This window comes from Pannonibacter sp. I15F10I1 (assembly GCF_900185665.1).
GTDB classification, from domain to species: Bacteria; Pseudomonadota; Alphaproteobacteria; order Rhizobiales; family Stappiaceae; genus Pannonibacter; species Pannonibacter indicus.
Map to the genome: position 1 here is coordinate 1 of NZ_FYAN01000021.1, position 26,350 is coordinate 26,350.

Here is a 26,350-nt window from a genome sequence, read left to right on the forward strand (position 1 = left end):
CGCGGATCAGGCAAAGCTTCAAAACAAGCGGCAAATCTACTCATCGCAACCTCCCGGGACGGAGAACTCATGAATCGATTTGCCTCAGTAAAACAACCCCTTATTCGACATACGCGATTCCCCTGCCTCCCCCTGGTGGGGAGGGGTAAGGGGTGGGGGGCTCTGGGCCGAGAACGATATGAGAGACAGACAGATACCTGAAAACACATCAGGAGGCGCTGCCGCCCATAATCATTGAACACTCTGCCAGACGGTAAGGCCTTTCCCCCCACCCCTAACCCCTCCCCACGAGGGGGAGGGGGGCTGAGACACCGTGCCGGAATGATCAGATTTCAGGTCTATCCCCCCTCACATGTCCTTCACCAGCCGCAGCGCATCATAGATTGCGGCGTGGGTGTTGCGGGAGGCGACGGCGTCGCCGATGCGGAAGAGCTGGAAGGTGCCTTGCGGATTTCGCGTGATGTCCTGCGGCTGGCCCGCGATCAGCGCCTCGTGCGACATCTCGCCAAGATTGGACGACAGCGGCTTCAGCTCGAAGTAGAGATCGGCCAGCGGCAGGGTGCCGTGGTTGATGACGACCTGATCCACCGTCCGCGTCTCGCTGGCCCCGCCGTAATCGCTGCCCACATGGGCGGTGAGCAGGTTGCCCTGCCGCTCCACCGCCTGCAGCCGCCATGTGACGGTGAAGCGCGTGCCGAGCTTTTGCAGGCTGCGCATGTAGGGCACCAGGTTCATGGCCATCACCTCCGGCGCAAAGCTGCGGTCGGGGGTCATGATCTCGACGCTGGCGCCGCTCCGTGCGATCAGTTCCGCCGCCTGCAGGCCGGTGTGGTCGCCCGCATCGTCATAGACCAGCACCTGCCGTCCGGGCTTCGCATCGCCGGAGAGAATGTCCCAGGCGGAGACCACCAGATCATTGCCCGCACTCAGAACCTGCGTATCCGGCAGGCCGCCGGTGGCGATGATCACCACATCGGGGCTTTCTGCCAGAACATCCGCGCTCTCCGCCCAGGTGTTGAAGCGGAAGGAGATGCCGAGCCGCTCGCATTCGGCCATGCGCCAGTCGATGATCGACAGCATCTCCCGCCGCCGTTCGCTCTGCGCCGTCAGGCGGATCTGCCCGCCGGGCCGGGCGGCGGCCTCGAACACGGTCACCTCATGCCCTCGCTCACCGGCCACCCGTGCGGCTTCCAGCCCGGCGGGGCCTGCGCCCACGATCACCACCTTGCGGCGGCGGGCGGCGGGGGCGATGTCATGCGGCATGGTCTCCTCGCGCCCGGTGGCGGCGTTGTGGATGCAGAAGGCAAGGCCGCCCTGATAGATCCGGTCGAGGCAATAGTTGGCGCCGGTGCAGGGGCGGATGCGCTCTTCCTGCCCGGCGATGATCTTGCGCACCAGATGCGGGTCGGCCATGTGGGCGCGGGTCATGCCGACGAGGTCCACCTTGCCGCTGGCCACCGCATGGCGGGCGGTGGCGACATCGGGAATGCGCGCCGCATGGAAGGTCGGAAGCTTTGTTTCCGCCCGGATGCTGCCGGCAAAATCCAGATGCGGCGCGCTGGCCATGCCCTGAATGGGGATCACATCCGTCAGGCCCGCATCCGTGTCGATATGGCCGCGCACCACGTTGAGGAAGTCCACAAGGCCGCTGTCCTTCAGGCGGCGGGAGATTTCCAGCCCGTCCTCCGGCGTCAGCCCGCCGTCGAGCCGCTCATCGCCCGTGTAGCGGATGCCGACGATGAAATCCGGCCCAGTGCGCTTGCGGATTTCGCGCAGCACGTCGAAGGCAAAGCGCAGCCGGTTATCGAGCGGCCCGCCATAGGGGCCGTCCAGCGTGTTGGTCAGCGGCGACCAGAACTGATCCATCAGATGGCCATAGGCTTCCAGCTCGATGCCATCCATGCCGCCGGCCTGCATGCGCTCGGCCGCATCGCCATAGTCCTTGATGATGCGCTCGATGTCCCAGTCCTCCAGCTGCTTGGGAAAGGCCCGGTGCGCGGCTTCGCGTGTATGGGAGGGGGAGACGACGGGCAGCCAGTCGCCCTTGTCCCAGCGGGTGCGGCGGCCAAGATGGGTGAGCTGGATCATGATGGCCGCGCCCTGCTCATGCACCGCGTCCGTCAGCTCCCTTGTCCATTTCACCACCTCGTCCTTCCACGCGAGGATGTTGTTGAACACGGGCGGACTGTCCCGCGATACGGCGGCGGAGCCTGCGGTCATCGTCATGGCCACCCCGGCCTTCGCCCGCTCCACGTGATAGGCGCGGTAACGGCCCTTGGGCATGCCGTCTTCCGGATAGGCCGGCTCATGCGAGGTGATGATGATCCGGTTGCGCAAGGTGAGATGCTTGAGCTGGAACGGCTGAAGAAGCGGGTCGCTGGACATGGGTCTTGTGCCTCTCTGGAAGGGCGGTTTTCTTCAGCAAAATGGAAATGTTCACTGGTGTCAAGTTTCAGTGCATGAGTGTCGTTTTCTTTGACGGGCCTGCGCCATCTGCTAGATTTGCGGGATGAAACAGGACACTGACATCATGGCGGAAACCGGCATCACGGGCGAAACCGGCTGGCGCGGCTCTGCGGATCTGTGGCTGGATGCGGCGCTTGAGGCGCTGCTGGAAGCGGGTGTGGAGGCGGTGAAGATCCAGCCTCTGGCGAAGAAGCTCAGTCTGTCGCGCACCAGCTTCTACTGGTTCTTCAAGGACCGGGAGGCGCTTCTGGCCGCGCTGGTGGCGCGCTGGCGGGAGAAGAACACCGGCGCCATCCTCCGCCAGACGGGCGCCTATGCGGAGACGCTGGCCGAGGCGATGCTGAATGTCATCGACTGCTGGCTCGACCCGGCGCTGTTCGATTCACGGCTGGAATTTGCGCTGCGCAGCTGGGCGCTGCAATCGCCGGACATTCTGCGGGAGGTGCAGGAGGCCGACCGCCTGCGGCTGGAGGCGCTGACGGGCCTCTTCACCCGCTTCGGCATCAGCGGGGCAGAGGCGGACGTGCGCGCCCGCACGGTCTATCTCACCCAGACCGGCTACATCTCCATGCAGACCCAGGAAGACCTCCCCACCCGCATGCACCGCATCCCCGCCTATGTCACCATCTTCACCGGCCAGCCCCCGTCCCTGCGCGAACTGGCAAGGTTTCACGCAAGGCACGGGTTTGTGGGGGAATGAGGGATCTGATCACTCCATCTGTTCCTGCTCAACGCCGCTGCTGATTTGGATCGTCCGGTATCCCTGCATCACAGCATGTGGGTGATGCGAAACTGCGATGATTGTCGAGCTGGCGCAAAGGTCGTGTAATGTTCGAAAGACACGTTTTTCGCTCTCATTATCAAGCGCGGATGTCGCTTCGTCCAAGATCATGATAGGCCGCCCTCTCAGGATTGCGCGGGCAATAAGGACACGCTGTCTTTCACCACCACTCAAACCGAGACCATTCTTATCGACACGCTGGTCTAACCAATCCATGCCGCCGCGTGCTTTGAGATGCGCAAGACCAAGCCTGACAAGTATGTCCTCTGCCCGCTCCCGGCTTATTTCTGTACATCCATAAAGCACGTTATCTAGCAGCGAACGATCAAACATCGTTGCATGCTGCGATACGAATGAGAGAACGCGCGCACGTTCAGCCATTGTCATGGTGCTGGTTGACACTCCACCTATGCATATATCCCCTTCGTTGGGCATGTTGATGCCCGAAATAAGCTTTAAAAGCGTAGACTTTCCTGAACCACTTCGACCAGTGATCATTATATGGGAGCCTGGTGCAATATTGAGAGATAGGTTGCGTATAATATGACTCTCGCCGGTATATGAGAAGCTGACATTGCAAATTTTTATTAATGGATGAAGGGAAATTTCTTTATCTTCTTCGTCAGATTTACTGTCGTATTTACTTGGTGAAACGGGGCCGATCGCGTCCAGGACTGAATTGAGTTTATAGGCCATTTCAAGTATAGAGTTCAGTACTTTTCCAGTTGAATCTAGTTGTCCATATGCCATAATTCCAATTATATAGAATAATACCGCATTTGAAGGATCCATGCCGGCTATGAATGCAGTAGAAAGAACAAAAAATCCGAAAAGAACGATCAGATAAAGTCTCTGAAGGAATTCACTTCGATCGATTCGCCCCTGCGCGGCTCGATAAGCCGTATGTTCGTCGTCAAGGTCAGCTCTTAGATTGTCAAGTTCGTTTTTTTGTGTGTTCGACAATTGAACTTGTTCAATATTAGAGAACACATCTGTCACGTTAGATGCCAATCTTGATGTTGCTGTAACCGCGCCCCCGACAAGATGAGATGCCGAGTGAGCTAATTTATACGAAATAATAATATATATTATCGAGAATATTAGAAAAATAGCACCAAATCCCGGATTTATCAGGATTAAAATGATCGAACACAATGTAATAAAGAGCGCCACTCTTGCTAGCGCGGTTAATCCGTCGTAGACGATTGACCGCGCAGCCTGAGAGGCTGTTGCTATTGAGGTTTCGAGCCAGCCTTCATTACGATCTCGGAAAAAGGAAGGGGCGCGCGACAGCAAATTTTCATACAGGTTTGCTTTCGTGCATTGTCTTATATCCTGTAGTACAAGATTACTGCAATGTGCCTGCAGACGCGCGAATAAGGCGCTGATTAACATTGCACCTGAAAGTACTACTAAAGTTTCGGTCATATCCTGACTAGAAAGACCTCCACTGGAGGCGTCCCTTACCAGTTTTGCTACCAAAAGAGGTTGAACCAAGAGCGCAGCAATATGTGCTGCTGTCGCTCCGAAGGCAGTGAAGATTTTTTTTCTCGCTGCATTTGTTATTGAGGAGTTGATAAATTCGAGAGCGACTCGGAGCGACATTACTCAACTCCATCTGTATTCACTTTAATATTTCCGTTTTTAACCTCAGGCAAATCTTCGAATCGATCTGCAGCTGTTGAGAGTGCGCGGCGTGTCACAATCCGCCAGAGATTAAATGGTTCGTATCCGGAAGCTTCACGGATGTTGTCAACGAGTTGGCGAAAAGCCTCTTGATCTACAGGCTTTTGACCGTAATAGCGTTTCACCATATCCACAACAGCGGCTCCACTATGCCACGGTGAAATCTGCGAGATAGGTGTAATATCGTGTAATAATACACGTTTTGGTAGATTATTTGTTGGCTTGATCTCCACAAGTGCGGTTCGCGATATGAGAGATCCGTCGTTCAAGTGGATTTCCAAATCAATGCAATACTGTCCAGAGACTATTGTATTTCGAATAGGCACGGAAAATACAAAGTGATTTCCATATCTTTCGTATTCATTTATCTTCCCTTGAGAGCCATTCGTAATTTCTTCGCTTAAGACTGAAGAATCGAGATAAATGTCAGTAATTGATCTGGGGGCGTTCGTTATCTCAACCTGAAGAGTGAAGTCAGTTCGATCGTCACGTGCTCCCGTGGCTTCTGTACGGCAGACATATTGCGGGAGCGCTAAACGATCGGCGAGATCGAACGCGTAAAGACGTCCATGATATGGAGGATCGCCTCCTCCTAGAAATGCGCGGCCATTATAGAACGTTATTGCACTATAGGGTGAATGGCCGGTAGCAATTTTGTCGAATGGGTTTCCGTTCTCCATGAGAAGCATATGAACTTGTCCGTCGACAGAGACAATAGCTAGATCCCCAAGAATTGAAACAGGGGTATTAATAATAGTATCTGCGATGAATCGCCAAATTTCTTCTCCATTATTTATATCTAGGCAATATAAATGCCCTGAAATGCTGGGTACGAAGAGGCGATCCTTGGCGACTGTAGGCATTTGTCGGCCAACTAATGTATCGGTCTCAACGCACCAGAGAAGATAACCGGTAAATGGGTCTACTGCAGCTACACGGCGTCCTGCTGCACAGTATAATGTATCATTGCTCAAGATAGTACCAGAAGTATCTGAGCTTATTATTTGCGCCTCCCCCAAGTCAATACGCCATTTTATTTTTCCAGAATCATAAAAGGCAGCAACTCCAACCTGAGATCGACCTTTCGAGTTTGTCCATGTTAAGTGACTTATGTAAATATTGCCTGAACTTGTCTTTATTTGGTGTACAAGGCCATAAAAAAATGAACCATTTTCCTCTATTCTTAGTTTTTCTTTGCCCTCCGCGTTAACAACGATGATGGTTGAACCGCATGAAAAGAGAAAGCATCCATCCTCGGTGACTGCTATCGGCGAACGTACGCGGGCGTAGCCTTTCCAAGTCCAGAGAATTTCTCCCTTGTGCGCATCAACGCCAGTAACATCTACAAACTTCGTTGGAACAGCAACAACATTGTGGCTGACTGCCAGCGATCCATATCCCCCGTTAACAAGGTTACAGCTCCAATCGATATCTCCATTCTCTGGGTGAAACGAGATCAATTCGTATTCGCGAGATTTTTCCAGGTAAGATACAACAAACCCTCGATCGATTTCGGGCGAGAATAACGGCGCCCTTACAAGGCCGGGAATGGATTTTGACCAGTTGATATGAAGGCGACGTCCAGTTGCATCATTTAGTAGAAATCTGTCAAACATCGCAGTTACCTCCCTCCTATTTTCACGGGCGGCATTGAATACACCGCCCGCTTTTGCAAGTTGAGATGGTGTCAACTATTGACGGAAAGTCGATCTGTATAAGTTGCAGTGCAAATAAAGTTCTCGGCATGTACAACGCCAATTTTATCGCGGTACTCGTATGGTCTGATGCCGCATAAAGATGCTACTGTCTCTGTTTTAACTGAAACATTTCCTTGTAACGCATCCGGCAGGTGCAGTATGAAGCGCGCTTGCTGACCGAAACGGAACGTGCCCTCTGCCGTCATTGTACGACTATCGCTCCAGTTTTCTGCTTCAAGCGAGACTGTAGTGTGTATATCTTCAAGAAACATAGAGTCATGATCCATGAAGGTGCCACGCATGAACGGAAGGCCAATTTTGATTGTTAATTTATTTCCATCGGTTAGGATGATTTCACTATCCAATGTACCGACTGGTGACTCTGAACCTTTTGATGAGTCAACCATGGTGACCTCGATTTCGTCGAAGTCAATCCAACTTACTTTAACTTCTTCATTTTTATTTCGGAGGTAAGGGTCAACTATCGCAAATTGACGCCGCTCATCATCGTATCCAACGATCAAAACGGCTTGTCCCTCCTGGTCAATATCATACCGGTCGTGAACTGAGGTTGGGTAATTCGCTGCACAATGCAGTCTCATCAAAGCAGGCCGTCCCGCAGCAAGGTTGTGTTTGATGCTTTCGAAGCACCGCGGGAGATGCGGATCATAACGGAGTGCGCCAACTAATCCATTGAAGGATTTTTCATTCTTAGAGATTGGCGTGACATTCTGATCAATTCGAATGATGCTCGACATTGGTAACTCCTATAGACGATTTTTCGGATTGTTACTTCAATGTAGCGATTGACCAAACTCATCATATTTTCTTGCGTTGATCAAAAGCATAACTATTCAACCAGAGAAATGTGGCTTAAATGCGATTCATGGTTGTATCTGTCCGTGCTTGGAAAATTGGTTGTGGTGACATTGTTGACGTTGTTATCTCGCTTATTTTGGATGTAAAATTTTATATTAGTTATTTTATTGTGGAATTTTATTCATAATTTTAGACATATATCTTGACAATAATATGTATTTCTTGAGTGATTAATAGAATAATTATGTTGATTGAGTGAGTTTTTGTTTTTAGTTATCTTCTAGATGTACAGAGATGGTATTCACCTGACAGTGCCGCGTTTTGAAGCAGGTTCAGGCGGCTCGGGTTTCTGGTTGCATTGAAGCCTGTTTGGGTCTGGTTGTCAGCGTCTCTCCCTTCGTTTTTTCCGGTGGCGTTTCGGGGGCTTTTTTCAGGCCGTCGGTGAAGGCCTTGAGGGGCGTTCGTCCGCCCATGTTGCGGCCCTGATGGGGTCGCCTAGTGTTGTAGAGGGCGAGCCATTCGTCGAGCACGGCCTGCATCTCCTCGATGGTGTCGAACCAGGTTCTGCGGCCTTCGACGCGGAAGTGTTCGTCGAGTACGGTGCGGTGGAAGCGCTCGACGATGCCGTTCGACTGCGGCCGCCTGACCTTGGTCGTCCGGTGCTCAATCTCCTCCAGTTGCAGGAAGAGTTCATAAGGATGCTGGTCGGGCCGGCCGCAGAACTCGCGGCCGTTGTCGGACAGCACTGTCTCGATCCGGGCATCATGGGCCTCGAAGGTGGGTATGACATCATTGTTGAGGATGTGAACGGCGGTCACCGGCAGCTTGGACGGATAGAGCCGGGCCCAGGCGTAACGGCTGTGACAGTCGATGGCCGATTGCATGTAAATCTTGCCGATCCCCTTGAGCGTTCCGACGAAGAAAGTGTCGACGGCAACAAGACTGCCCGTGTGCGGGGCCTCGATATGGCGCTCGCGAAACTCCGGCGAGAAGCGCTCCAGCAGCCGGGTCTGCTCCTCGCTCAGTTCGAAGGTCCGCTCGGCAGTAGCCTTCTCCAGCCTGAGCAGGCGCTCGTGCTTGGTGAGCAGGCCATGGCGCTGCCAGACCCCGCGTACGCCTCCGGTAGAGACGGCAAGGCCCTTGAGCCGCAACTCCTGCTCGACGCGCAGCGCGCCGTGACAGGGATGATCAAGGGCATGAGCCAGCACCGCCGCTTCGATCTCCGCAGGCATGCGGTTGGGGTGCGGCCCCTTCGCGCCGGGCAGCCGGTCGATCAGGCCTTCGGCGCCGTAGGTCTGGAAATTGCGCCGGATCTCATAGAGCTGCTGGCGCGAATAGCCCATCACCTTGCAGGCGCGGCTGACATTCGAAAGCTCGCTCGCAAGGTCCAGCAGAGACAGCTTCCGCCGTGCTATCTTGTCCTTCGTGGTCATGTTCGTTGTCCTCGGATTTGAGATGTTTGGCGACACCATCAAACCCGCTTCAACGCGGCATGGCCACACCCTTAAAGGTGAGCCAACTGTCAGGTAATTACCGTCTCAGGACATTCTAGATTCTCGCCGTCTTCTCCCTGATCCTCTCCAGCAGCCCCTCGACATCGGCCGTCAGGTCACGCGGGTCTTCGAGGCCGGTGCTGATGCGCAGGGCAGAGCGGGTGTGCTGCCAGCGGGGGCTGGTCCGGTCCTCGCGGATGGGCTGCGGCGCCATCAGGCTGCGGCTGCCGCCCCAGGAAGCGCCGATGGCGAAGGTGGAAAGCCCGTCGAGGGCAGGGGCCACATGCGCCACGACCTGAGGGCGGAACAGCACGGAAAACACACCGCTGACCCCGGCAAAGTCCCGCTGCCAGACGTCATGGCCCGGGCATTCCGCCCGCGAGGGCAGCAGCACGGCTTCCACGAGATCATCTGCGGCAAAGCGGGCGGCCAGCTCCTGCGCGACCCGTCCGGCATGGGCAAGGCGCAGGGGCATGGATTCCATGCTGCGCAGGATGTGGCTGGCATCATCGGGCGATACGCCGACGCCATAACGGCCGAACTGGCTGCGCAGGGCATGGGCCAGCGCCGGTTCGCGCACGCTGATGGAGCCCATGAGAATGTCCGACGTGCCGGAGAAATATTTGGTCAGCGCCTCGGTGACGATATCGGCGCCATGCGCCAGCGGCTTGAACAATAGCGGCGTTGCCCAGGTGTTGTCGCAAGCGACCAGCGCGCCGGAGCGGTGGGCGAGCGCGGCAATCGCCGCAATATCCTGCACCTCCATGGTGGTGGAGCCGGGGGATTCGCACCAGACGAGCCCCGTCTCCGGCGTCAGCCGCGCTTCCAGATCCTGCAGGGAAAGCGGATCGAAGAAGTCCACGGTGATGGACTGGCGGGCAAGGTCCTGCAGCGCGAAGTCCCGCACCGGCGGATAGCAGGATTCGGTGATGAGCACCTTCTGCCCCGGCTTCAGCACCGCCAGCATGGCAAAGGCATTGGCCGCCTGTCCGGAGGGGGCGAGGAAGGTGTGGAAGCCGCCCTCCAGCGCGTTGATCCGTGCTTCCAGCGCCCGCGTCGTCGGCGTGCCATGGAGGCCGTAGCTGTAGCCATCCAGCCCCCGCTCGCCGCGGCTTGCAAAGGCTTCCGCGGTGTCAAAGACGATGGTAGCCGCCCGGTGTACCGGCGTGGTGAGGCTTGCAAAGCCCTCCTCGCGCACATCCGGCTTCACCACGCAGCGGGTCATGTCATGCATTGCCAGGTCTCCTGTTCCGGCGGACAGAAAACCACGGCGCGGTGGCGGCCGTCCAGCTTCCGGTGCGGCGCTGCTTCAAACGGTCCGGCTGCGTGAGAGCAGCCAGAGCAGATAGAAGCCGCCGAGAAGGCCTGCCGTCAGGCCGATGGGCATGTTGATCTGGAAGGGCAGGCGCTGGCTCAGCAGGTCGGCGGCCATCAGCAGAACCATCCCCATGAGTGCGGCAGAAAATAGCGGCACTTCCGGTGCGCGGGTCAGCCGGCGCACCAGTTGCGGGGCGGCGAGGGCGATGAAGGCGATGGGGCCTGCCGCTGCCGTTGCAATGGCGGTCAGTCCCACGGCAGCCAGAATCATGGTCAGGCGCAGCCGCTCCGTTGAAAGGCCAAGCTGGTTGGCGGTGTCGTCGCCCATCTCAAGCAGGGAGAGCCTGCGGGCATGCAGCAGCGCCACGGGGGCGGCGAGGGCAAGCCCGGCGGCTGCCGGCAGCACATGCGCCCAGGTGCGGGCGCTGAGGGAGCCGGCGAGCCAGAGCTGCGCAGAGGCAGCCTGATCCAGATCTCCCATGACCAGCAGCACGGTGTTGACGCCGGAGAGCATGGCACCGCAGCCGATGCCGGTGAGCACGAGGCGGTAGCTGCCGGTGCTGCGCCCGCGCATCGACAGCACGAAGACCAGCGCCGCCGTTGCCATGCCCGACAGCACGGCGGCAAGGGCTGTTTCAGCCGGTCCGGCGTTGAACAGGATGATCTGGACGATGGCCCCGGTGGCAGCCCCCGTGGTGAAGCCGATGACATCCGGCGAGCCAAGCGCATTGCGCGAGACGGACTGGAAGATGGCGCCCGCCATGCCGAGCGCGGCACCCACAAGCATGGCGGTGAGCACGCGCGGCAGGCGCAGGCGCAGGATGATCCTGTCCACAGCAGGGTCCGTGCCCGGTGACAGCAGGCTGGCGGCGATGTCTGCCGTGCTGATCTTCAGCGAGCCGGTGGCCAGCAGCGCCAGCATCAGGACGAGGACGGCGGCTGCCAGCAGGGCGCAGATGGCGGCGGTGCGGGGGCGCAGGCGCAGCGAAAGCGGGCCGGTGCGGAAGGTGATCTGCGTGGATGGTTTCATCAGCGCCTCACATCTGCCGCAGGCGCAGGCGCCGCACGATGGCAATGAAGAATGGCCCGCCCGCCAGAGACGCAATGATGCCGGCTGCGATCTCGGCCGGCATGGCAATCAGGCGGCCTGCCACATCGGCTGCGAGGAGAAGGATGGCCGCAATCAGCCCCGAGAATGGCAGGATCCAGCGGTAATCCGGCCCGGTGATGCTGCGGGCAATGTGCGGCGCGACGAGCCCGATGAAGCCGATGGGCCCGGCAGCGGCGGTGGCCGCGCCTGTCAGCAGCATGATGGCAAGGCAGGAGGCGGTGAACAGCGCCCTTGTGTTGACCCCGAGCGCCTCGCCCGTGTCGCGGCCAAGCGCCAGCGCATTGAGGCCGGGTGCCAGAACCTGCGCGATCAGCAAACCGCAAAGCGTGGCCAGTGCAAGCACGGTGGCAACGGAGAGGCTGCGGCCTTCAAAGGAGCCTGCGGCCCAGTTGCGGAAGCCGTCCAGCACTTCGGGCGGCGAGTTGATGATGAGGAGCGAGGAGGCAGAGCCGAGCATGACCGAAAGACCCGCACCGGCCAGAACCAGCCGCACGGGATTGGTGCCCGTTTCATGGGCCTGCCCCAGCGCGAACACGGCCAGGCCCGCGAGCCCCGCACCGGCAAAGCCGAACCAGACATATTCCCAGATGCTGACAAACCCGAAGAGGGAGATGCCGGCCATGACGGCAAGGGCAGCACCCGCATTGATGCCCAGCAGCCCCGGCTCGGCCAGAGGATTGCGCGTCAGCGCCTGCATCAGCGCGCCGGCGGTGCCAAGGGCAAGGCCGGTGAGGAGCGCAACGCACATGCGCGGCAGGCGCAGGGACCTGATGATCAGGTGCAGGTCATTCTGCGCATTGTAGCGCAGCAGGGCTTCCAGAACGGCAGCGGGCGGCATCGGGCGCGAACCGGCAAACAGGCTGGCCACGGCCCCCGGCAGAAGCACGGCAAACAAGGCCGCAAGCCACATCCTGCGCCTTCGCCTGCCTGCGCCCGGCCTTGCTGCGGCTGGCGCAGTCCCCTCTGCCACGAGACTCATGGGTTGGTGAATCTGGGACGGGCGAATCTGGCCGCAATCAGGCTCATGATCTCCTGCCCGGAATAATAGTCGATGCGGTGCGAGGAGGGGCCAAGGGGATAGACCTGGCGGCTGCGCACCGCAGGCAGGTTGGCCAGAATGGGATCGGCGAGGAAAGCCTCTACATCCTTGTCCGTTGCGCGCAGCAGGAAGACGGTTTCGCCCTGAATGGCGGCGGGCAGGTTTTCCAGCGAGATCAGGTCAAAGTCGGAGGAGCGTGTCACCTGTCCGCGCATGCTGTCCGGCAGGCCCGAAACAGTCATGCCGAGGGAGGAAAGCAACCGGGCATGCGGGCTGTCCGGCTTGCCGATGGAGTAGCTGCCGCCGATGTTGTAGCCCACAATGCTGACGCTGCCTTCGGGCGGCACGATGGCCTGTGCCGTTTGCGCCGCCATGGCATCGAAGCGCCGGATGGCTGCTTCCGCTTCCCCCTCCAGCCCGGTGGCTTCGCCCAGCTGGCGGGCAACCGCCTGCCAGCTCTGGTTGGAATAGTTGACGAGGATGACCGGCAGCTCCTGCGCCTGCAACTCGTCCAGGTGTGCCTTCACGCTGTCGGCACCCGTTGCCGACACCACGACCAGATCCGGTGCGCTGCCAATCACGGCTTCCAGATCGAAGGCCAGATTGCTGTAAAGCACCTCCACCCCGCGTGCGTCTGCTTCCGCTGCCCACTGCGAGAAGAAGCCCTTGCTGTCCGTGAGGGGACCGGGCGAGGTGGCGGCGCTGGCGGCAACCGGGGCATTCATCGCCAGCAGGATGCCGGTGAGGCTGGGCGTGGTGGACACGATCCGCTGCGGGGCCGAAGCCAGCACCAGCTCCCCGCCTTCATGAGCAATGGTGCGCGGCCAGTCACCGGCGCTGCGGGCGGGCTGAAGCGGCAGGGCGAGGGAAATGGCCAGAGCCGCGAGAGCGGCAAACCGGGTGGTAAGACTGGTCATATGGCATCCGGTGTCTGCTGGGTTGTACAGCCACCCTACAGCCTGCTGGCGCAGGTGGCCCTAATAAAATATGAGGCATATACTCCGTATTTGTATTTGTCCATATTGAAGAACGCATTCCACAATGCAATACGTTCGGCACCCATCCGCGGGGCCGCCAGAAAGGAAAGCCATGACGTCCCGGCTGCATGCCAACTCCCTGACCCTTGCCTATGAAGAGCGCTCCGTGTCGAAGGACCTGACGGTTTCGGTGCCGGACGGGTCCTTCACCGTCATTGCCGGGCCGAATGCCTGCGGCAAGTCCACGCTGCTGCGGGCTCTGGCACGGCTGATGAAGCCGCTGGCCGGGGATGTGGTGCTGGACGGGCGCAGCATCGCCTCGCTGCCGGCAAAGGAAGTGGCCCGCCGCCTTGGCCTGCTGCCGCAAAGCCCGGTGGCTCCTGCGGGGATTACGGTTGCCGATCTCGTGGCGCGCGGCCGCTATCCGCATCAGAGCTTCCTGCGGCAATGGTCGCGGGAGGACGAGGCAGCCGTTGGTGCGGCCATGGAGGCGACACGGGTTTCACCGCTTGCGGACACGCTCGTCGATGAACTCTCCGGCGGCCAGCGCCAGCGCGTCTGGATTGCCATGGTGCTGGCGCAGGAGACACCCATTCTCCTGCTCGATGAGCCGACAACCTTCCTCGACATCGCCCACCAGATCGAACTGATGGACCTTCTGGCCGATCTCAACCACAAGGGCCGGACGGTTCTGGCGGTGCTGCATGACCTCAACCATGCCTGCCGTTATGCCACCCACCTGATCGCCATGCGCGGCGGTAGCATCCGCGCCGAAGGCAGGCCTGCCGATATCATGACGCCCGAGCTGGTCGAGGATGTCTTCGGCCTGCCCTGCGTCATCATTCCCGACCCCATATCAGCCACGCCGCTGATCGTGCCGAAGGGCCGCCACCACGGCGCCTGAAAGCCCTGATTTCCCAAGGAACCTCCATGACCCGCAAGCAGATGCATATCGGACTTTGCCTGACAGGCACCTGGATGAACGGGCAGGAGCCGGAATCCGGTGCCCTTGAACGCCATGTGGCCAATCCGCTGGCGCAGAGCATCGAGCTTGCGCAGGCTGCGGAACGGGCGAAGCTCGATTTCATCTTCAAGCCGGATACGCTGGGGGTGATGCCGCGCAAGGGGCGCAGCCGCCCCATGCCGGGCCTCGACGTGACGCTGGTGATGGCGGCACTGGCGCGGGAGACGAGCCGTGTCGGCCTTGTCACCACCGCCTCCACCACCTTCAACCCGCCCTATGTCATCGCCCGCCAGATGCAGACCCTGCACTGGCTGAGCAATGGCCGGGCAGGGTGGAACATCGTCACCTCCATCGAGGGGGCGGAAAACTTCGGCTCGGACCCGATGCCCGCGCCGGAAGAGCGCTACCGCAAGGCCGCAGAATTCACGCAGGCCGTGCGGGCGCTGTGGGACAGTTTCCCCTATGAGGCGCTGACCGGGGAAAAACCGATGACACCGGCTGCGCACGAGGGGGAGTTCTTCTCCGTCGCCGGGCCGCTCAATGTGCCGGGCCATCCCGCCGGAAGCCCGCCGCTGTTTCAGGCCGGCGCGTCGGAGGCAGGACGGGCCTTCTCCGCCTCGGTCGCCGATGCCACCTTTGCCGCAGCGCCCGACATGGCCGCCGCGCTGGATCTGCGGGCTGATCTGAGGGCCCGGGCCGAGGCCTGCGGGCGCAGCCCCGATGCCATCAAGGTGCTGCCGGGGCTTTACTTCTTCCTTGCACAAACGCGGGAGGAGGCCTGGGCCATGCACCGGCGCGCCCATGCGCATCTGACCCATGACCACAGGATCGAGTCGGTGCGGATGATCCTCGGCGCGGATCTCTCCGGCCATCATCTGCAAACCGTCATCACGCCGGATCTTCTGCCCGAGCCGGATCAGCCGGTGCGCAGCCGCACCCATGCGGATCTGCTGCGCCGCTACATCGAGCGCGAGCGCCCCACGCTGGGCCAACTGCTGGACCGGCCCGAAGTGGTGGGCTCGGCCCACTGGGTTTCCGTCGGCACGGTGGAGGATGTGATGGCCGACATCATCAGCTGGCACGAGGCCGGGGCAATCGACGGCGTCATCGCGCTTCCCGGCGGCTCACTGGACTCCTGCCGCCTGTTCCTTGAGGAACTGGTCCCGGCCCTTGCGGCAAAGGGGCTGTTCCGCACGGATTATGCCGGCAAGACCCTGCGGGAGCATCTGGCAGCCTGAGTGGTGGGGGCTTGCAATCTGGTCATTTCGGCACGGCGTTTCAGCTCCCCTCCCCCTCGTGGGGAGGGGTTAGGGGTGGGGGGAAGGCCTTTCAGTCTGGCAGAGTATCCATTGGCTCCGGACAGCCGTTCTTCTTGATGTCTCTTCAGGCATCTATCTGTCTTTCATATAGTTTTCGGCTCAGAGCCCCCCACCCCTTACCCCTCCCCACCAGGGGGAGGGGGGCGGCAGGCGTCCTCCTGAAAAGCAAACGCCTCATTGCGGGCAGTTTCCGAACCTGATGTGTGAATCAGGCAGCCCTCAACGGGCAGGGAAACTGAAACGCCGTCTCCGGCAGCAAACACCGCCCGTCACTCACATCCGGCCCGAGTCCCGCGTGGCTTCCAGTGCTGCTGCGAACAGCGCATCGCGGTGATGTTCGGCTTCTGCCCGCTCGACGAAGGAGACGGTGGTGGCAACGCAGGCGATTTCGCCATGCACGTTGAACACGGGCGCGGCCTTGCCGGTGAGGGCGGAAAACAGGTGCTCGTCGAGATCGGCGCCGCCTTCCCGGCGGATCTGCTCCAGAATGCCGGGGCGGGGCGGCTTGCCCCGGAAGGAAGCGGGCTGCACCTTGCGCACGGCTTCAATCCGCTCCGGATCCATATAGGCCTGAAACACCAGCCCGCAGGCCGAATTGTCCAGCGGCAGCACATCGCCCAGCGACACGGTGCTGATGGAAAAGGCGGCGCTGCGGTACCACTGGACGATGGTCGGCCCCCTGTCCGTCCAGATGGCGACGCCGCAGCTGGCGGCGATGCGCGATGACAGGCTCCGCATGTGGCGGGCGGTGACATCCACCGGGCTGATCCGCCGCAGGGCACTGACGCCGATGTTCAGCGCGGCGGGGCCCAGGTCATAGCAGCCGGTTTCCGCGTCCTGCGACACCAGCCCTTCCAGCACGAGGCTCTGCATGTAGCGGTGGGCCGTCGAGCGGCCCGTGTTGGCGCGGCGGGCCAGCTCGCCAAGGGGCAGGGCGCCATCGGACTGCGCAAGGATCTGCAGAAAACGGGAGGCGATGGATACGGACTGGATCGTGCCCGAACGCTTTGCGCCCGTGCTGCCGCCGTCCTCATCCAGCAGTTCCATCTCGTCTGTCATGCGGTCCTTCTCCCTCACCGGTCCTTCATGGCTGCGTTCGTGCCGCGCCGCAACCTCTGAAATCTTATACCCGGGCTTTCGATGCTGACGCATCACGCCTTGAAATTGCTCAGGCGCCGCACGGGCTTGACCAACTCTCGATGAGGCGGGCTCAACGAGAGCTGGTCTTACGCCGGGACAGGGTCCCCGATGCATCCTGCCATGCCTGTTGCAGAAGTGTGACTCTGTTTCAAGAGTCTTTGATGTGCCGCACTGTGGAACATATTCTCTATTGCGGAACATCGCCATCCTGCGCTAATCCAACATGAGTATGAAACTCAAGAATTGGGCGGGGCCGTTCGATGTCTGGAAGCCGTTTTTATCTCAATGGCGTGAGCCTGCTTGCGCTGACGCTTTTAGTGGCCGCACCGGCTGTTGCGCAGAATGCCGCGCAAGATGCTGTTCAGGATGCTGTTCAGGCCGATGGCGCGGTGACGGAGCTGAAGAAGATCACCATCACCGGCGAGAAGGTCGAGCGTGACCTGAAGAACACGGCCAGTTCGGTGACCGTGGAGACCAGTGAGGAAATCGAAAGGGAAAAGGTGGGGGATGCGTCGGTTTCCGAAGTGATCGCCGATGTTCCGAATGTCGTCTTCCCCGACAGCGTCAGCGCGCCGGTGATTCGCGGCCAGGACACGCAGGGGCCGAACACGGGTGCCACGGCCTTCTTCGCCGGAACGGTCCCCCGGGCGACGATCAATGTGGACGGTCACTACCTGACCTACAACGAATTCTATTTCGGCAGCTCTTCGGTCTGGGATGTGAACACGATCGAGGTGTTCCGCGGGCCCCAGACCACGTCGCAGGGCGCCAATGCGATTGCCGGTGCCATTGTCGTCAATACCAAGGACCCGACCTTCACCCCGGAAGGCGCCTATCAGGCCGAGATTGGCAGCTACAACACCCGCCGCGCCTCTGCCGTCCTGTCCGGGCCGCTGATCGCCAATCAGCTCGCCGCGCGCCTTGCCGTGGACTATTCGGGGCGGGATACCTTCATCGACTATGTGAACTCCGGCTTCCAGGGCAACGGCACAAACCAGAACTTCGAGGCCTTCAACACGCGCTTCAAGCTGTTGTGGGAGCCTGAGGAACTGCCGGGGCTGACGGCCAAGTTCACCTATGCCTATACCTTCAGCAACCGGCCGAGCCAGGAAGCCGCGTCAGCGCCTTACAAGGACCTGAACCACGTCACCACGACGATGCCGACCTGGGATCAGTACACCCATTACGGCGTGCTCGACCTTGGCTATGACTTCGGCAACGGCTGGCAGGTGTTCAACAAGGCCCATGTCTCCGACACCTATGCCAACCGCACGACGGGCGTGGTGAACAACGGCGATGCCGGCGTCTGGCAGACCAACGTGTCCGACGAGATGCGCGTGACATATGGTGATCAGGAAGACGTGATCAGCGGCATGGCCGGGATCTACTACTCCCACAGCGATCAGGACGAAATCCTCTATCTGAGCGGCATTTCGACCTTCGATGACACCAAGCAGAACCTCGGCATTTTCGGTGAGACCAGCTACCGCATGACGGACCGGCTGACGCTGACGGGCGGCCTGCGCTTCCAGAACGATATCATCCAGCGTCAGGGCCTTTCCGTCTATGCCCCCACGCGGGTCGATTTCGACAAGACCTTTACGGCCGTTTTGCCCAAGGCCACGCTTGCCTATGCGGTCACGCCGGACTGGACCGTGGGCGGCATGGTCAGCCGGGGCTACAATCCCGGCGGCGTTTCGCTCAACATCAGCGCCCGGAAGTGGATGACCTTCGAGGAGGAAACCTCCTGGAACTACGAGCTGTTCACCCGCGCCAGCCTCTTGGATAACCGGCTGATGCTGAACGGCAATGTGTTCTATTCCGACCTGAAGAACGCCCAGTACAATATTCCGGTGGTGATTTCGTCCGGCGTTACCCAGTCCTACACGATCAATGCCGAAAAGGCCCATTCCTATGGCCTGGAAGTGGGGGCGGATTACAAGGTTCTCGACAACCTGATGCTGCGCGCCAGTGCGGGCCTGCTGAAGACGCGGATCGACGAGATTTCCAGCAACGCGTCCTACGAGGGCAACGAGTTTGCCAAGTCGCCCGGCTACATGCTGACTTTCGGCCTGAGCTGGGACGTGACGGACAAGCTGAACCTCTCTGGTCAGGTCCGCCATCTGGATGGCTATTTCTCCGACACCGCCAACACGGCGGCCTATGCCATCGACCCCTATACGGTGGCTGACGTGCGGGCAACCTATCAGCTGCGCGAGGCCTTCCAGCTCTATGGCTACGTCAAGAACGTCTTCGACGAGCGCTCACCCACCTACATGCAGCAGAACCGCGGCATCGGCGGCACCGAAGCCAGCATGACCGAGCCGCGCATGTTCGGCATCGGCATCAAGGGCACCTTCTGACATAAAGGTCCGGTGCGCTTGATTGAACACCCGGCGGGCTTGGCCTGCCGGGTGTTTGCGTGAGAAGTGAGGAAAAGCCCCTCGACACTGCCCGGATGCTGGTCTTGCCAGCGCGGGGAAGGGCCAGCGCAGCGGGAGCTCAGCGGCAGCCCCGGGCGATCAGGCCGAGGCGGACCTCGTCCAGCGTGATCTGCTGCATCTGATAGGTGGTGCCATTGAACGCGATGGCCTTCGCACCCGGCACCGCGACAAGCGTGTCCTCCCCGTAGGCGGGGCCCTCACTGCTCTAGTAGCGCAGGCCTTTCACCTCCTGAGGATAGGCCAGATCCTGAAGCGGCATTGTCTGCTCGACAAAGGCGGGCGGTTCGCTCGTGCTGATGGTTAGGTAGCCGGACTGACCTTGCGGGCGGCTATCGCCTCCTTGCTGAGCGGGCCGGAATAGGGGCTGGTGAAATGATCATAGGTGGTCCAGCCAACGAGGGCGAGGCTGGCGAGCAGGGCAAGTTCCCCAAAGCCAAGCCGGGACTTCCGTGACGCTTTGGTGGCCTTGGCAGCTTTGGCTTCCGGGTCCGGCGCGGCCTTCTTCTTTTCCGGCTCCGGCTTTTGCGGCTCTACAGGGGCGGCCTAGTCTGCGGCCGGCTTGCTGGCGTCTTCCCGCAAGGGAGCCGCTTCGCCCGGCGTGTGCACGGGCGCTACCGCTTCCTGGCGCAGCACCAGTAGGGCCTTGCGCCCCTTCAGCCTGTCTCCCCGTGCCTCTTCCGCAGTGTCGATGATGCCGGGAAAGGGGCCGAAATATTGACCCAGCCTGAGGCTGCATTCAGAACCGCAATGACCTCCTCTTTCCTGACGTACTGGTCCTTGCGATCCTCCACCCAGGTCACTGTGAGCGGATAGTCTGCGTCATTTGGCGGAAAGATCTGAAATTTTGACACGCGTGCCCCAGCGCATGATTCACTTTGGCAGCAGTATTCCCTTTGAATACAGGCCTGACAACGCCGGAACGCTGCCGCCCGGTCAAACCGGGCAGGTCACAGAGACTTGCCGTAAAACGGCTCTGCGGCGGCAATATCCCACGAACAGACAACGCAGTTGCGCCCGCGCTCCTTGGCCGCATAGAGGGCGGCGTCGGCGCGCCGGAGGGCGTGCTTGATGCTGGCTTCGCCGTCTTGCACCATCGTCACGCCAAAGCTGGCGGTGATGCCCGCAGTCTCCGGCAGATATTTCGACAGCTGATCGCGGGGCATGGCGGCAATGCACTGCTGCAGGCGCCGCGCCACCTTTTCGGCCACATCCGGCGCCGTGCCGGGCAGCAGGACGGAGAACTCCTCGCCGCCGATGCGGGAGAAGACATCCTGCTCGCGCAGGGACGACTGGCAGGTGCGGCTGACCTGCCGCAGAATTTCGTCGCCGGCCGCATGACCATAGGTGTCATTCAGCTGTTTGAAGAAATCGAGATCGAAAACGATCAGAGCATTCCGGTGGTGCTTCCCGCTCCTGCCTGACAGGATGGCACGGCTGCGCCGCTCGAAGGCGCCGCGCCCGGCCGCTCCGGTCAGCCAGTCATTGTCGGCCACGCGGCGCAGTTCCAGATTGTGCATCACGAGGGCAGCCAGCTGCTGCAGGATGTCTTCATCGCGGGGCTCAAAGCTGCGGGGCTTGCGGTCGAAGATGCTGACCGTGCCGATCCGCACGCCGCCGGGGGCAATCAGCGGCGCCCCGGCATAGGCGCGCAGGTGGTCCGGGCCGGTGACATAGGGGTTGTCCCGCGTCCGCTCGTCCGCCAGGGCGTCAGGGATCAGCAGCGCCTTGTCCGACAGCACCGTGAAGCGGCAGATCGCATGTTCCAGCGGCGTTTCCCGCCTGTCGAAGCCGGGGTGGGACTTGAACCACTGCCGGTCCTTGTCGATGAAGCAGATGACGGCAACCGGCGCATCGAAGATCGTGCGCGCCAGTTCGGTGATCCTGTCGAACCCGGCTTCATAACCGCTGTCGAGGATCTGATAGCCATCCAGAACCTTCTGCCTGTCTACGTCCTGCATCGTCATCTGCCCCCTCCAGGCTGTCCGGACCAGCATAAGTGGGACTGCTTAAAAACTGTTCCATCTGAGGCTTGGGAATTGTCTGTATCTGCTGCTGGTTTGTCTTCTGAGGATGTCACGTTCACCGCATGCTTGATTAAAACCGCTTGACGGACCCGGAAGTGGGTGTTTGGATAAGTGGATACAAAAATCCAGAGATCCAGAAAATGCCGGCTTCCTCCGTTTCCCATGCGCCGCTTGCCTCCACGGCAGAGCAGGAGGCTTATCTGCATTTGCAGCAGGCGCTGCGCCTTGGCCGCTACAAGCCGGGCGAGCGGCTGATCCCGGAGGACATCGCGGCCGAAATCGGCATGAGCCGCATGCCGGTGCGGGAGGCGTTCCGCCGTCTTGCGGCGGATGGGCTGGTGAAGCTCCGCCCCAATCGCGGCTGTGTCGTCGCCGGTCTCACCCTCGATGAAATTCACGAGATCTTCGAAATCCGGTCGGTGCTGGAGGGGCTGGCCGTGCGCCTCGCCATGCCGCGCATGGAGGCCGAGACCTTCGAGGAACTGGACCGGATGCTGGAGCGCATGGAGCGGGCCGGGCAGACCGGCAGCAGTGACTGGGTCCTGCGCCATCAGGAATTTCACGGCTTCATCTATGGCCTGAGCGGCCGTCCGAAGCTGATCCGCCAGATCACCGGGCTGCATGTGATGATCGAGCCCTACATGCGCATCTGGTTCGACTATGCGGTCAAACCCCTCTCGGCGCGCGAGGAGCATCAGCAGCTGATCGAGGCCCTGCGCTCCGGCGATGCACGGCATGCGGAAGCCGTGATGCAGGAACACATCATCGAGACCGCCTCCCTGATTGCCGGATTTGCCAGCCCCGGACAGGGCTGAGGGTTGGCAACCGGGGCGGCCTGACGGCCGCCCGGGAGGCAAGCGGCGGTGCTGCAACGGACCGTCTGTTCATACGCAGGGTTCTGCCGGACTGAGGCGCTGCACCCCCCTCTGTCAGCTTGCGATGACATCTCCCCCTCAAGGGGGGAGAGGGGGGCTGCGGCAAAAGGGAGGGGGCATTCCTCTTCCTTGCGTCCACCGTGAACACCGCCATGGCAAGGGGAGGGGGCTTGCGCATGTTTGAAAAGCTGCATCTGCTCGGTTTCGGCGAAGGCGGCTGGGGGCTGGCCCTGCTCGGGGCGGCTGTCATCACGCTGGTGCTGTCGGTGCTGGGCTTTGCGCTTGGCACGGTTTTCGGCGCGCTGAGCGCCAGCGGCGGCCTGTCGTCGCGGCGCCTGCCACGGGTGCTGGCCTCCGCCTATGGCACCGTCTTCCGGGGTGTGCCGGATCTTCTCACCATCTATCTGTTCTATTATGGCGGCAGTGTCGCCCTCACCGCGATGGCCCGCAGTTTCGGCTCGGACAGTTTCATCGGCCTTCCCTCGCTGGCCACCGGCGTCATCGCGCTGGGGATCATTTCCGGGGCCTATCAGGGGGAGGTCTTCCGCGGTGCTTATCTCGCCATCGAGCGGGGGCAGTTCGATGCGGCGAAGGCGCTGGCGCTGACGCGGCTGCAGATGCTGCGGCTCGTCATCATCCCCCAGCTGCTCAGGCATGCCATCCCGGGCCTGAGCAACGTCTGGCAGCTGGTTCTCAAGGATTCCGCGCTGATTTCCGTCATCGGCCTTGTCGAACTGATGCGTCAGGCGCAGGTCGCGGCGGGCTCCACCCGTGAGCCCTTCCTGTTCTACCTCGCCGCAGCGGGCCTTTATTTCGTGATCGCAGGCATGACCGGACAGCTGTTCCGGGGCGCGGAGATACGCGCGGCACGGGGGATCCTGCACAGATGATCGACTTCGGCTTCTTTCTGGACATCATCCCGCAGCTTCTGTCCGGCGTGCCGCTGACGCTGCAGCTGGCGGGCACGGCCATCCTGCTCGGCTTCGTGCTCGCCCTTGCCCTTGCGCTGGTGCTGCAGGGGTCAAACCCGCTGATCGTCTGGCCTGTCCGCAGCTTTGTGGCCCTCTTCCGGGGCACGCCCCTGCTGGTGCAGATCTTCCTGATCTATTACGGGCTTGGCCAGTTCCGCCCTTCCCTGCAGGCGATGGGGCTGTGGTGGCTGTTCCGCGAGCCCTACTGGTGCGCGATCCTGGCATTGACGCTGAACACGGCCGCCTATGGCAGCGAGATCCTGCGCGGCGCGATCCGCAATGTGCCGCGCGCGCTCAATGAGGCGGCCCAGGCCCTCGGCATGTCCCGTCTGCTGACCCTTCGCTTCGTCATCCTGCCGATCGCGTTCCGCCAGGCGCTTCCCGCCTATGGCAATGAGATCATCCTGATGGTGAAGGGCACCTCGCTCGCCTCGGTCATCACCCTGATGGAGGTGACGGGCATCGCCCAGGGGCTGATCTCGCAAAGCTACCGCGCGATCGAGGTCTTTGCCGCCGCCGGGGCCATCTACCTGTCCATGAATTTCCTGATCGTCCGGGCCCTCACGGCTCTGGAAGTCAGGCTGACACCCTACCGGTCCCGCAGCTGAGGACCGGCCGCCGCACGAATTTGTCCGGCCAGAAAACATGTCCGGAAACCAATGAGGAGACCTGAAGGAATGCGCAATTTCGAGAAGCCGTCGCGATCGGCTGCGGTGTCGGCCAGGGCCATGGCGGCAACGTCCCACCCCTATGCCACGCTCGCGGCGCTCGACATCCTGAGGGCCGGCGGCAATGCCATGGATGCGGCCATTGCCGCCTGCGCCGTGCAATGCGTGGTGGAGCCGGGCTCCACCGGCATCGGCGGTGACTGTTTCGTGCTTTATGCCCCGAAGGGCGGCGATGAAGTCATCGCCTACAACGGCTCCGGCCGCACGCCCAAGGCGCTGACGGTGGACTGGTTCGAGGAACGCGGCCTCACCGAAGTGCCGCGCCAGTCCGCCTCCGCCGTCACCATTCCCGGTGCCATCGATGCCTGGACCCGGCTGAACGCCGACCACGGCCGCCTGCCCCTGTCCGATGTGCTGGCTCCGGCCATCCGCTACGCATCGGAAGGCTATGCGGTGAGCCCCCGTGTTCACCGCGACTGGCAGAAGGAGGAGAAGCTGCTTGCCGCAGACAAGGCGGCTGCGGAGATTTTCCTGCCCGGCGGCCGCGCGCCGCGCACCGGCGAGGTGCACCGCCAGCCGCAGCTTGCCGCAACCCTTGCCCGCATCGCCGCCGAGGGGCGCGACGGCTTCTACAAGGGGCCGGTGGCCGAAGACATGGTGGCCCATCTCAACGCCCACGGCGGCCTGCACACGCTGGAGGATTTCGCTGAGGCGGGGGGCGAGTATGTGACCCCGGTGACCACCACCTTCCGGGGCTACACCATCCACGAGTGCCCGCCCAACGGCCAGGGCATCATCGCCCTGCTGATCCTCAACATCCTGTCGTGCTTCGATGCCAGCCTGCCGCCGCAGTCTGCGGACCGGCTGCATCTGGAGATCGAGGCCACGCGCCTTGCCTATGCCGCGCGTGATGCGTGGATCGCCGATCCGGCCAAGGCGGATGTGCCGGTCAGCGAACTGCTGTCGCCGGAGTTCGCACGCGGGCTGGCGGACAGGATCGACCTGACGCGCGCGCTCACCGGATTGCCGGACTTCGAGATGCCGCTGCACCGGGACACGGTCTATATCTCGATCATCGATGAGGACCGCAATGCGGTGAGCTTCATCAACTCGATCTTCGACTGTTTCGGCACCGGCCTTGTGGCGCCCCGGTCGGGCGTCATCCTGCACAATCGCGGCCAGAGCTTCTCGCTGAAGCGGGGCCACCCGAACATGATCGCGCCGCAAAAGCGCCCGCTGCATACGATCATTCCGGGCATGGTGACGCGGGACGGCCGCACCGAAATGTCCTTCGGCGTGATGGGCGGCTATTATCAGGCCATGGGCCACGCCCATCTGATTTCCAAGGTGATCGACTACGGCATGGACATGCAGGAGGCGATGGACCTGCCGCGCCTCATCCCCGTGGGCGGCGCGGAGCCCCGTGTCGAGGCGGAGCATACGGTGGCGCCGGAGACGCTGGCGGAGCTGGCCCGCCGGGGCTTCGAGATCGTTCCTGCCGAAGATCCGATCGGCGGCGCCCAGGCCGTGCGCATCGGCTGGGACACCGGCACGCTGACGGGGGCGTCGGAGCCGCGCAAGGATGGCATTGCGCTGGGGTATTGATCCGGCGCCATAAAAAAAGCGGCCGGGGCAGCGTCTGCCCCGGCCGCAAGCGTTCTGGCCCTGCGATTACTTGACGGGCGTCACGTCGGTTCCGACCCACTGTTCGGAGATCCGCTTGATGGTGCCGTCTGCAATGGCCGCGTCAAGCGCGGCATTCATCATTTCCTTGAGCTTGGTGTCCGTCTTGCGCAGGCCGGCGCCCGTGCCCATGCCGAAGATCCCGCCGACGAAGCCCGGGCCTGCCAGGGTGAAGTCCGAAAATTCCGGACGGTTCAAGGTGGTGGCAAGGGCCGTCTGCTGCGCGAAGATCCCGTCAATGCGGCCGGCGGCCAGATCAAGGTCATGCTGCTCGGTCGTCTTGTACTCGCGGATCTCGACCGTATCGGCGAAATAGGTCTTGAGGAAATCCTGCATGGTCGTTGCCGCCTGCACGCCGATGACCTTGCCTTTCAGCATGGGCTTGAGCCCGTCGATGGCGGCCTTGGATGCGGCCTCGTCCTCAAGCCGGAACTTCTCCTCCGAAAGCCCGAGCTTGCCAAGCTCACTGTCCTTCGCAACGGCAAAGCTGGCCGGATCCACCGCATAGGGCTGGGTGAAGTCGATGGTTTCCAGGCGCTTGGGCGTGATGAACATGCCCGCCATGATGACGTCGAACTTGCCGACCTGCAGCGAGGGAATGAGGCCATCCCAGTTCTGCATCACGATGGTGCATTTGACCTGCATGCGGGCGCAAAGGTCGTTGGCCAGATCGATCTCGAGGCCCGCTGGCTTGCCGTCCGGGGTGGTGAAGTTCCAGGGTGCGTAAGCGCCTTCCGTTGCAATCGTGATTTCCTTCGGCGGGTCTTGCGCCAGAGCGGCCGAGCCAAGGGTAACCGTGGAGATAAGTGCGAATGCGCTCATACGGATGATGTTCATGGCTTTCCTCTTCAAGTGTGCCGTCCAGGACGGCGTTCC

At 61.1% G+C, this 26,350-nt stretch carries 20 protein-coding genes; 8 read left to right on the forward strand and 12 right to left on the reverse strand.

Annotated elements, in window-relative coordinates; all coding sequences use genetic code 11:
- Nucleotides 1–348: 348 nt before the first annotated feature.
- Nucleotides 349–2,385 (reverse strand): NADH:flavin oxidoreductase, encoded by a 2,037-nt coding sequence (locus tag IF10I1_RS12950; RefSeq protein ID WP_186393042.1) that lies wholly within the window; start codon nt 2,383–2,385, stop codon nt 349–351.
- A gap of 124 nt (nt 2,386–2,509) precedes the next feature.
- On the opposite strand from IF10I1_RS12950, the gene IF10I1_RS12955 reads away from it, so the two are divergent.
- Complete coding sequence (locus IF10I1_RS12955) at nt 2,510–3,166, forward strand: TetR/AcrR family transcriptional regulator (RefSeq protein WP_186393041.1); 657 nt, start codon at nt 2,510–2,512, stop codon at nt 3,164–3,166.
- Nucleotides 3,167–3,175: 9 nt separating this feature from the next.
- Here IF10I1_RS12955 and IF10I1_RS12960 read toward each other — a convergent pair whose 3' ends face one another.
- The 8 genes from IF10I1_RS12960 to fepB form a co-directional block, all read right to left on the reverse strand.
- The gene (locus tag IF10I1_RS12960; RefSeq protein WP_186393040.1) at nt 3,176–4,852 is read right to left on the reverse strand and encodes an ABC transporter ATP-binding protein; all 1,677 of its coding nucleotides are present in this window, start codon (nt 4,850–4,852) and stop codon (nt 3,176–3,178) included.
- Nucleotides 4,852–6,549 (reverse strand): PQQ-like beta-propeller repeat protein, encoded by a 1,698-nt coding sequence (locus IF10I1_RS12965; RefSeq protein ID WP_186414934.1) that lies wholly within the window; start codon nt 6,547–6,549, stop codon nt 4,852–4,854. The genes IF10I1_RS12960 and IF10I1_RS12965 overlap by 1 nt, the downstream gene beginning before the upstream one ends.
- A gap of 71 nt (nt 6,550–6,620) precedes the next feature.
- Nucleotides 6,621–7,388: a hypothetical protein gene (locus tag IF10I1_RS12970; protein ID WP_186414935.1), complete on the reverse strand. Its 768-nt coding sequence runs from the start codon at nt 7,386–7,388 to the stop codon at nt 6,621–6,623.
- 393 nt (nt 7,389–7,781) lie between these two features.
- Entirely contained in the window at nt 7,782–8,882 is a 1,101-nt protein-coding gene (locus tag IF10I1_RS12975; protein ID WP_244293744.1) for an IS481 family transposase, read from the reverse strand.
- A 115-nt stretch (nt 8,883–8,997) separates the two neighbouring features.
- Entirely contained in the window at nt 8,998–10,176 is a 1,179-nt protein-coding gene (locus tag IF10I1_RS12980) for a PLP-dependent aspartate aminotransferase family protein (protein WP_186414936.1), read from the reverse strand.
- A 75-nt stretch (nt 10,177–10,251) separates the two neighbouring features.
- The gene (locus IF10I1_RS12985; protein WP_186393036.1) at nt 10,252–11,289 is read right to left on the reverse strand and encodes an iron chelate uptake ABC transporter family permease subunit; all 1,038 of its coding nucleotides are present in this window, start codon (nt 11,287–11,289) and stop codon (nt 10,252–10,254) included.
- A gap of 7 nt (nt 11,290–11,296) precedes the next feature.
- Entirely contained in the window at nt 11,297–12,256 is a 960-nt protein-coding gene (locus tag IF10I1_RS12990) for a FecCD family ABC transporter permease (RefSeq protein ID WP_371328528.1), read from the reverse strand.
- A gap of 89 nt (nt 12,257–12,345) precedes the next feature.
- The gene (gene fepB / locus IF10I1_RS12995) at nt 12,346–13,326 is read right to left on the reverse strand and encodes a Fe2+-enterobactin ABC transporter substrate-binding protein (protein WP_186393034.1); all 981 of its coding nucleotides are present in this window, start codon (nt 13,324–13,326) and stop codon (nt 12,346–12,348) included.
- A gap of 172 nt (nt 13,327–13,498) precedes the next feature.
- Here fepB and IF10I1_RS13000 point away from each other — a divergent pair, with 172 nt between their 5' ends.
- Both IF10I1_RS13000 and IF10I1_RS13005 read left to right on the forward strand, forming a co-directional pair.
- Nucleotides 13,499–14,290, forward strand: coding sequence for an ABC transporter ATP-binding protein (locus IF10I1_RS13000; protein WP_186393033.1), 792 nt, complete (start codon nt 13,499–13,501; stop codon nt 14,288–14,290).
- 26 nt (nt 14,291–14,316) lie between these two features.
- Nucleotides 14,317–15,588 carry an NtaA/DmoA family FMN-dependent monooxygenase gene (locus tag IF10I1_RS13005; RefSeq protein WP_186393032.1) on the forward strand — a complete coding sequence of 424 codons (1,272 nt, stop codon included), beginning with the start codon at nt 14,317–14,319 and terminating at the stop codon, nt 15,586–15,588.
- Nucleotides 15,589–15,942: 354 nt separating this feature from the next.
- On the opposite strand, the gene IF10I1_RS13010 is transcribed toward IF10I1_RS13005, so the two are convergent.
- On the reverse strand, nt 15,943–16,728 hold the full coding sequence (locus IF10I1_RS13010) for an IclR family transcriptional regulator (RefSeq protein ID WP_186393031.1): 786 nt from the start codon (nt 16,726–16,728) through the stop codon (nt 15,943–15,945).
- 341 nt (nt 16,729–17,069) lie between these two features.
- Here IF10I1_RS13010 and IF10I1_RS13015 point away from each other — a divergent pair, with 341 nt between their 5' ends.
- Nucleotides 17,070–19,172 carry a TonB-dependent receptor gene (locus IF10I1_RS13015; protein ID WP_186393030.1) on the forward strand — a complete coding sequence of 701 codons (2,103 nt, stop codon included), beginning with the start codon at nt 17,070–17,072 and terminating at the stop codon, nt 19,170–19,172.
- A 1,028-nt stretch (nt 19,173–20,200) separates the two neighbouring features.
- Here the strand turns inward: IF10I1_RS13015 and IF10I1_RS13020 are convergent.
- A complete protein-coding gene (locus tag IF10I1_RS13020) occupies nt 20,201–21,217 on the reverse strand; it encodes a sensor domain-containing diguanylate cyclase (protein WP_186393029.1) in 1,017 nt (338 codons plus the stop codon).
- A 200-nt stretch (nt 21,218–21,417) separates the two neighbouring features.
- Here IF10I1_RS13020 and IF10I1_RS13025 point away from each other — a divergent pair, with 200 nt between their 5' ends.
- The 4 genes from IF10I1_RS13025 (at nt 21,418) to ggt (ending at nt 25,396) form a co-directional block, all read left to right on the forward strand.
- Entirely contained in the window at nt 21,418–22,092 is a 675-nt protein-coding gene (locus tag IF10I1_RS13025; protein WP_058901000.1) for a GntR family transcriptional regulator, read from the forward strand.
- 236 nt (nt 22,093–22,328) lie between these two features.
- Nucleotides 22,329–23,042, forward strand: coding sequence for an ABC transporter permease (locus tag IF10I1_RS13030; RefSeq protein WP_186393028.1), 714 nt, complete (start codon nt 22,329–22,331; stop codon nt 23,040–23,042).
- Complete coding sequence (locus IF10I1_RS13035) at nt 23,039–23,731, forward strand: ABC transporter permease (RefSeq protein WP_186393027.1); 693 nt, start codon at nt 23,039–23,041, stop codon at nt 23,729–23,731. Before IF10I1_RS13030 ends, IF10I1_RS13035 begins: the two co-directional genes overlap by 4 nt.
- Nucleotides 23,732–23,800: 69 nt before the next feature.
- Nucleotides 23,801–25,396, forward strand: a complete 1,596-nt coding sequence (ggt, locus tag IF10I1_RS13040) for a gamma-glutamyltransferase (RefSeq protein ID WP_186393026.1) — start codon at nt 23,801–23,803, stop codon at nt 25,394–25,396.
- Between the two features lie 66 nt (nt 25,397–25,462).
- On the opposite strand, the gene IF10I1_RS13045 is transcribed toward ggt, so the two are convergent.
- Complete coding sequence (locus IF10I1_RS13045) at nt 25,463–26,311, reverse strand: transporter substrate-binding domain-containing protein (RefSeq protein ID WP_186393025.1); 849 nt, start codon at nt 26,309–26,311, stop codon at nt 25,463–25,465.
- Nucleotides 26,312–26,350: the final 39 nt, after the last annotated feature.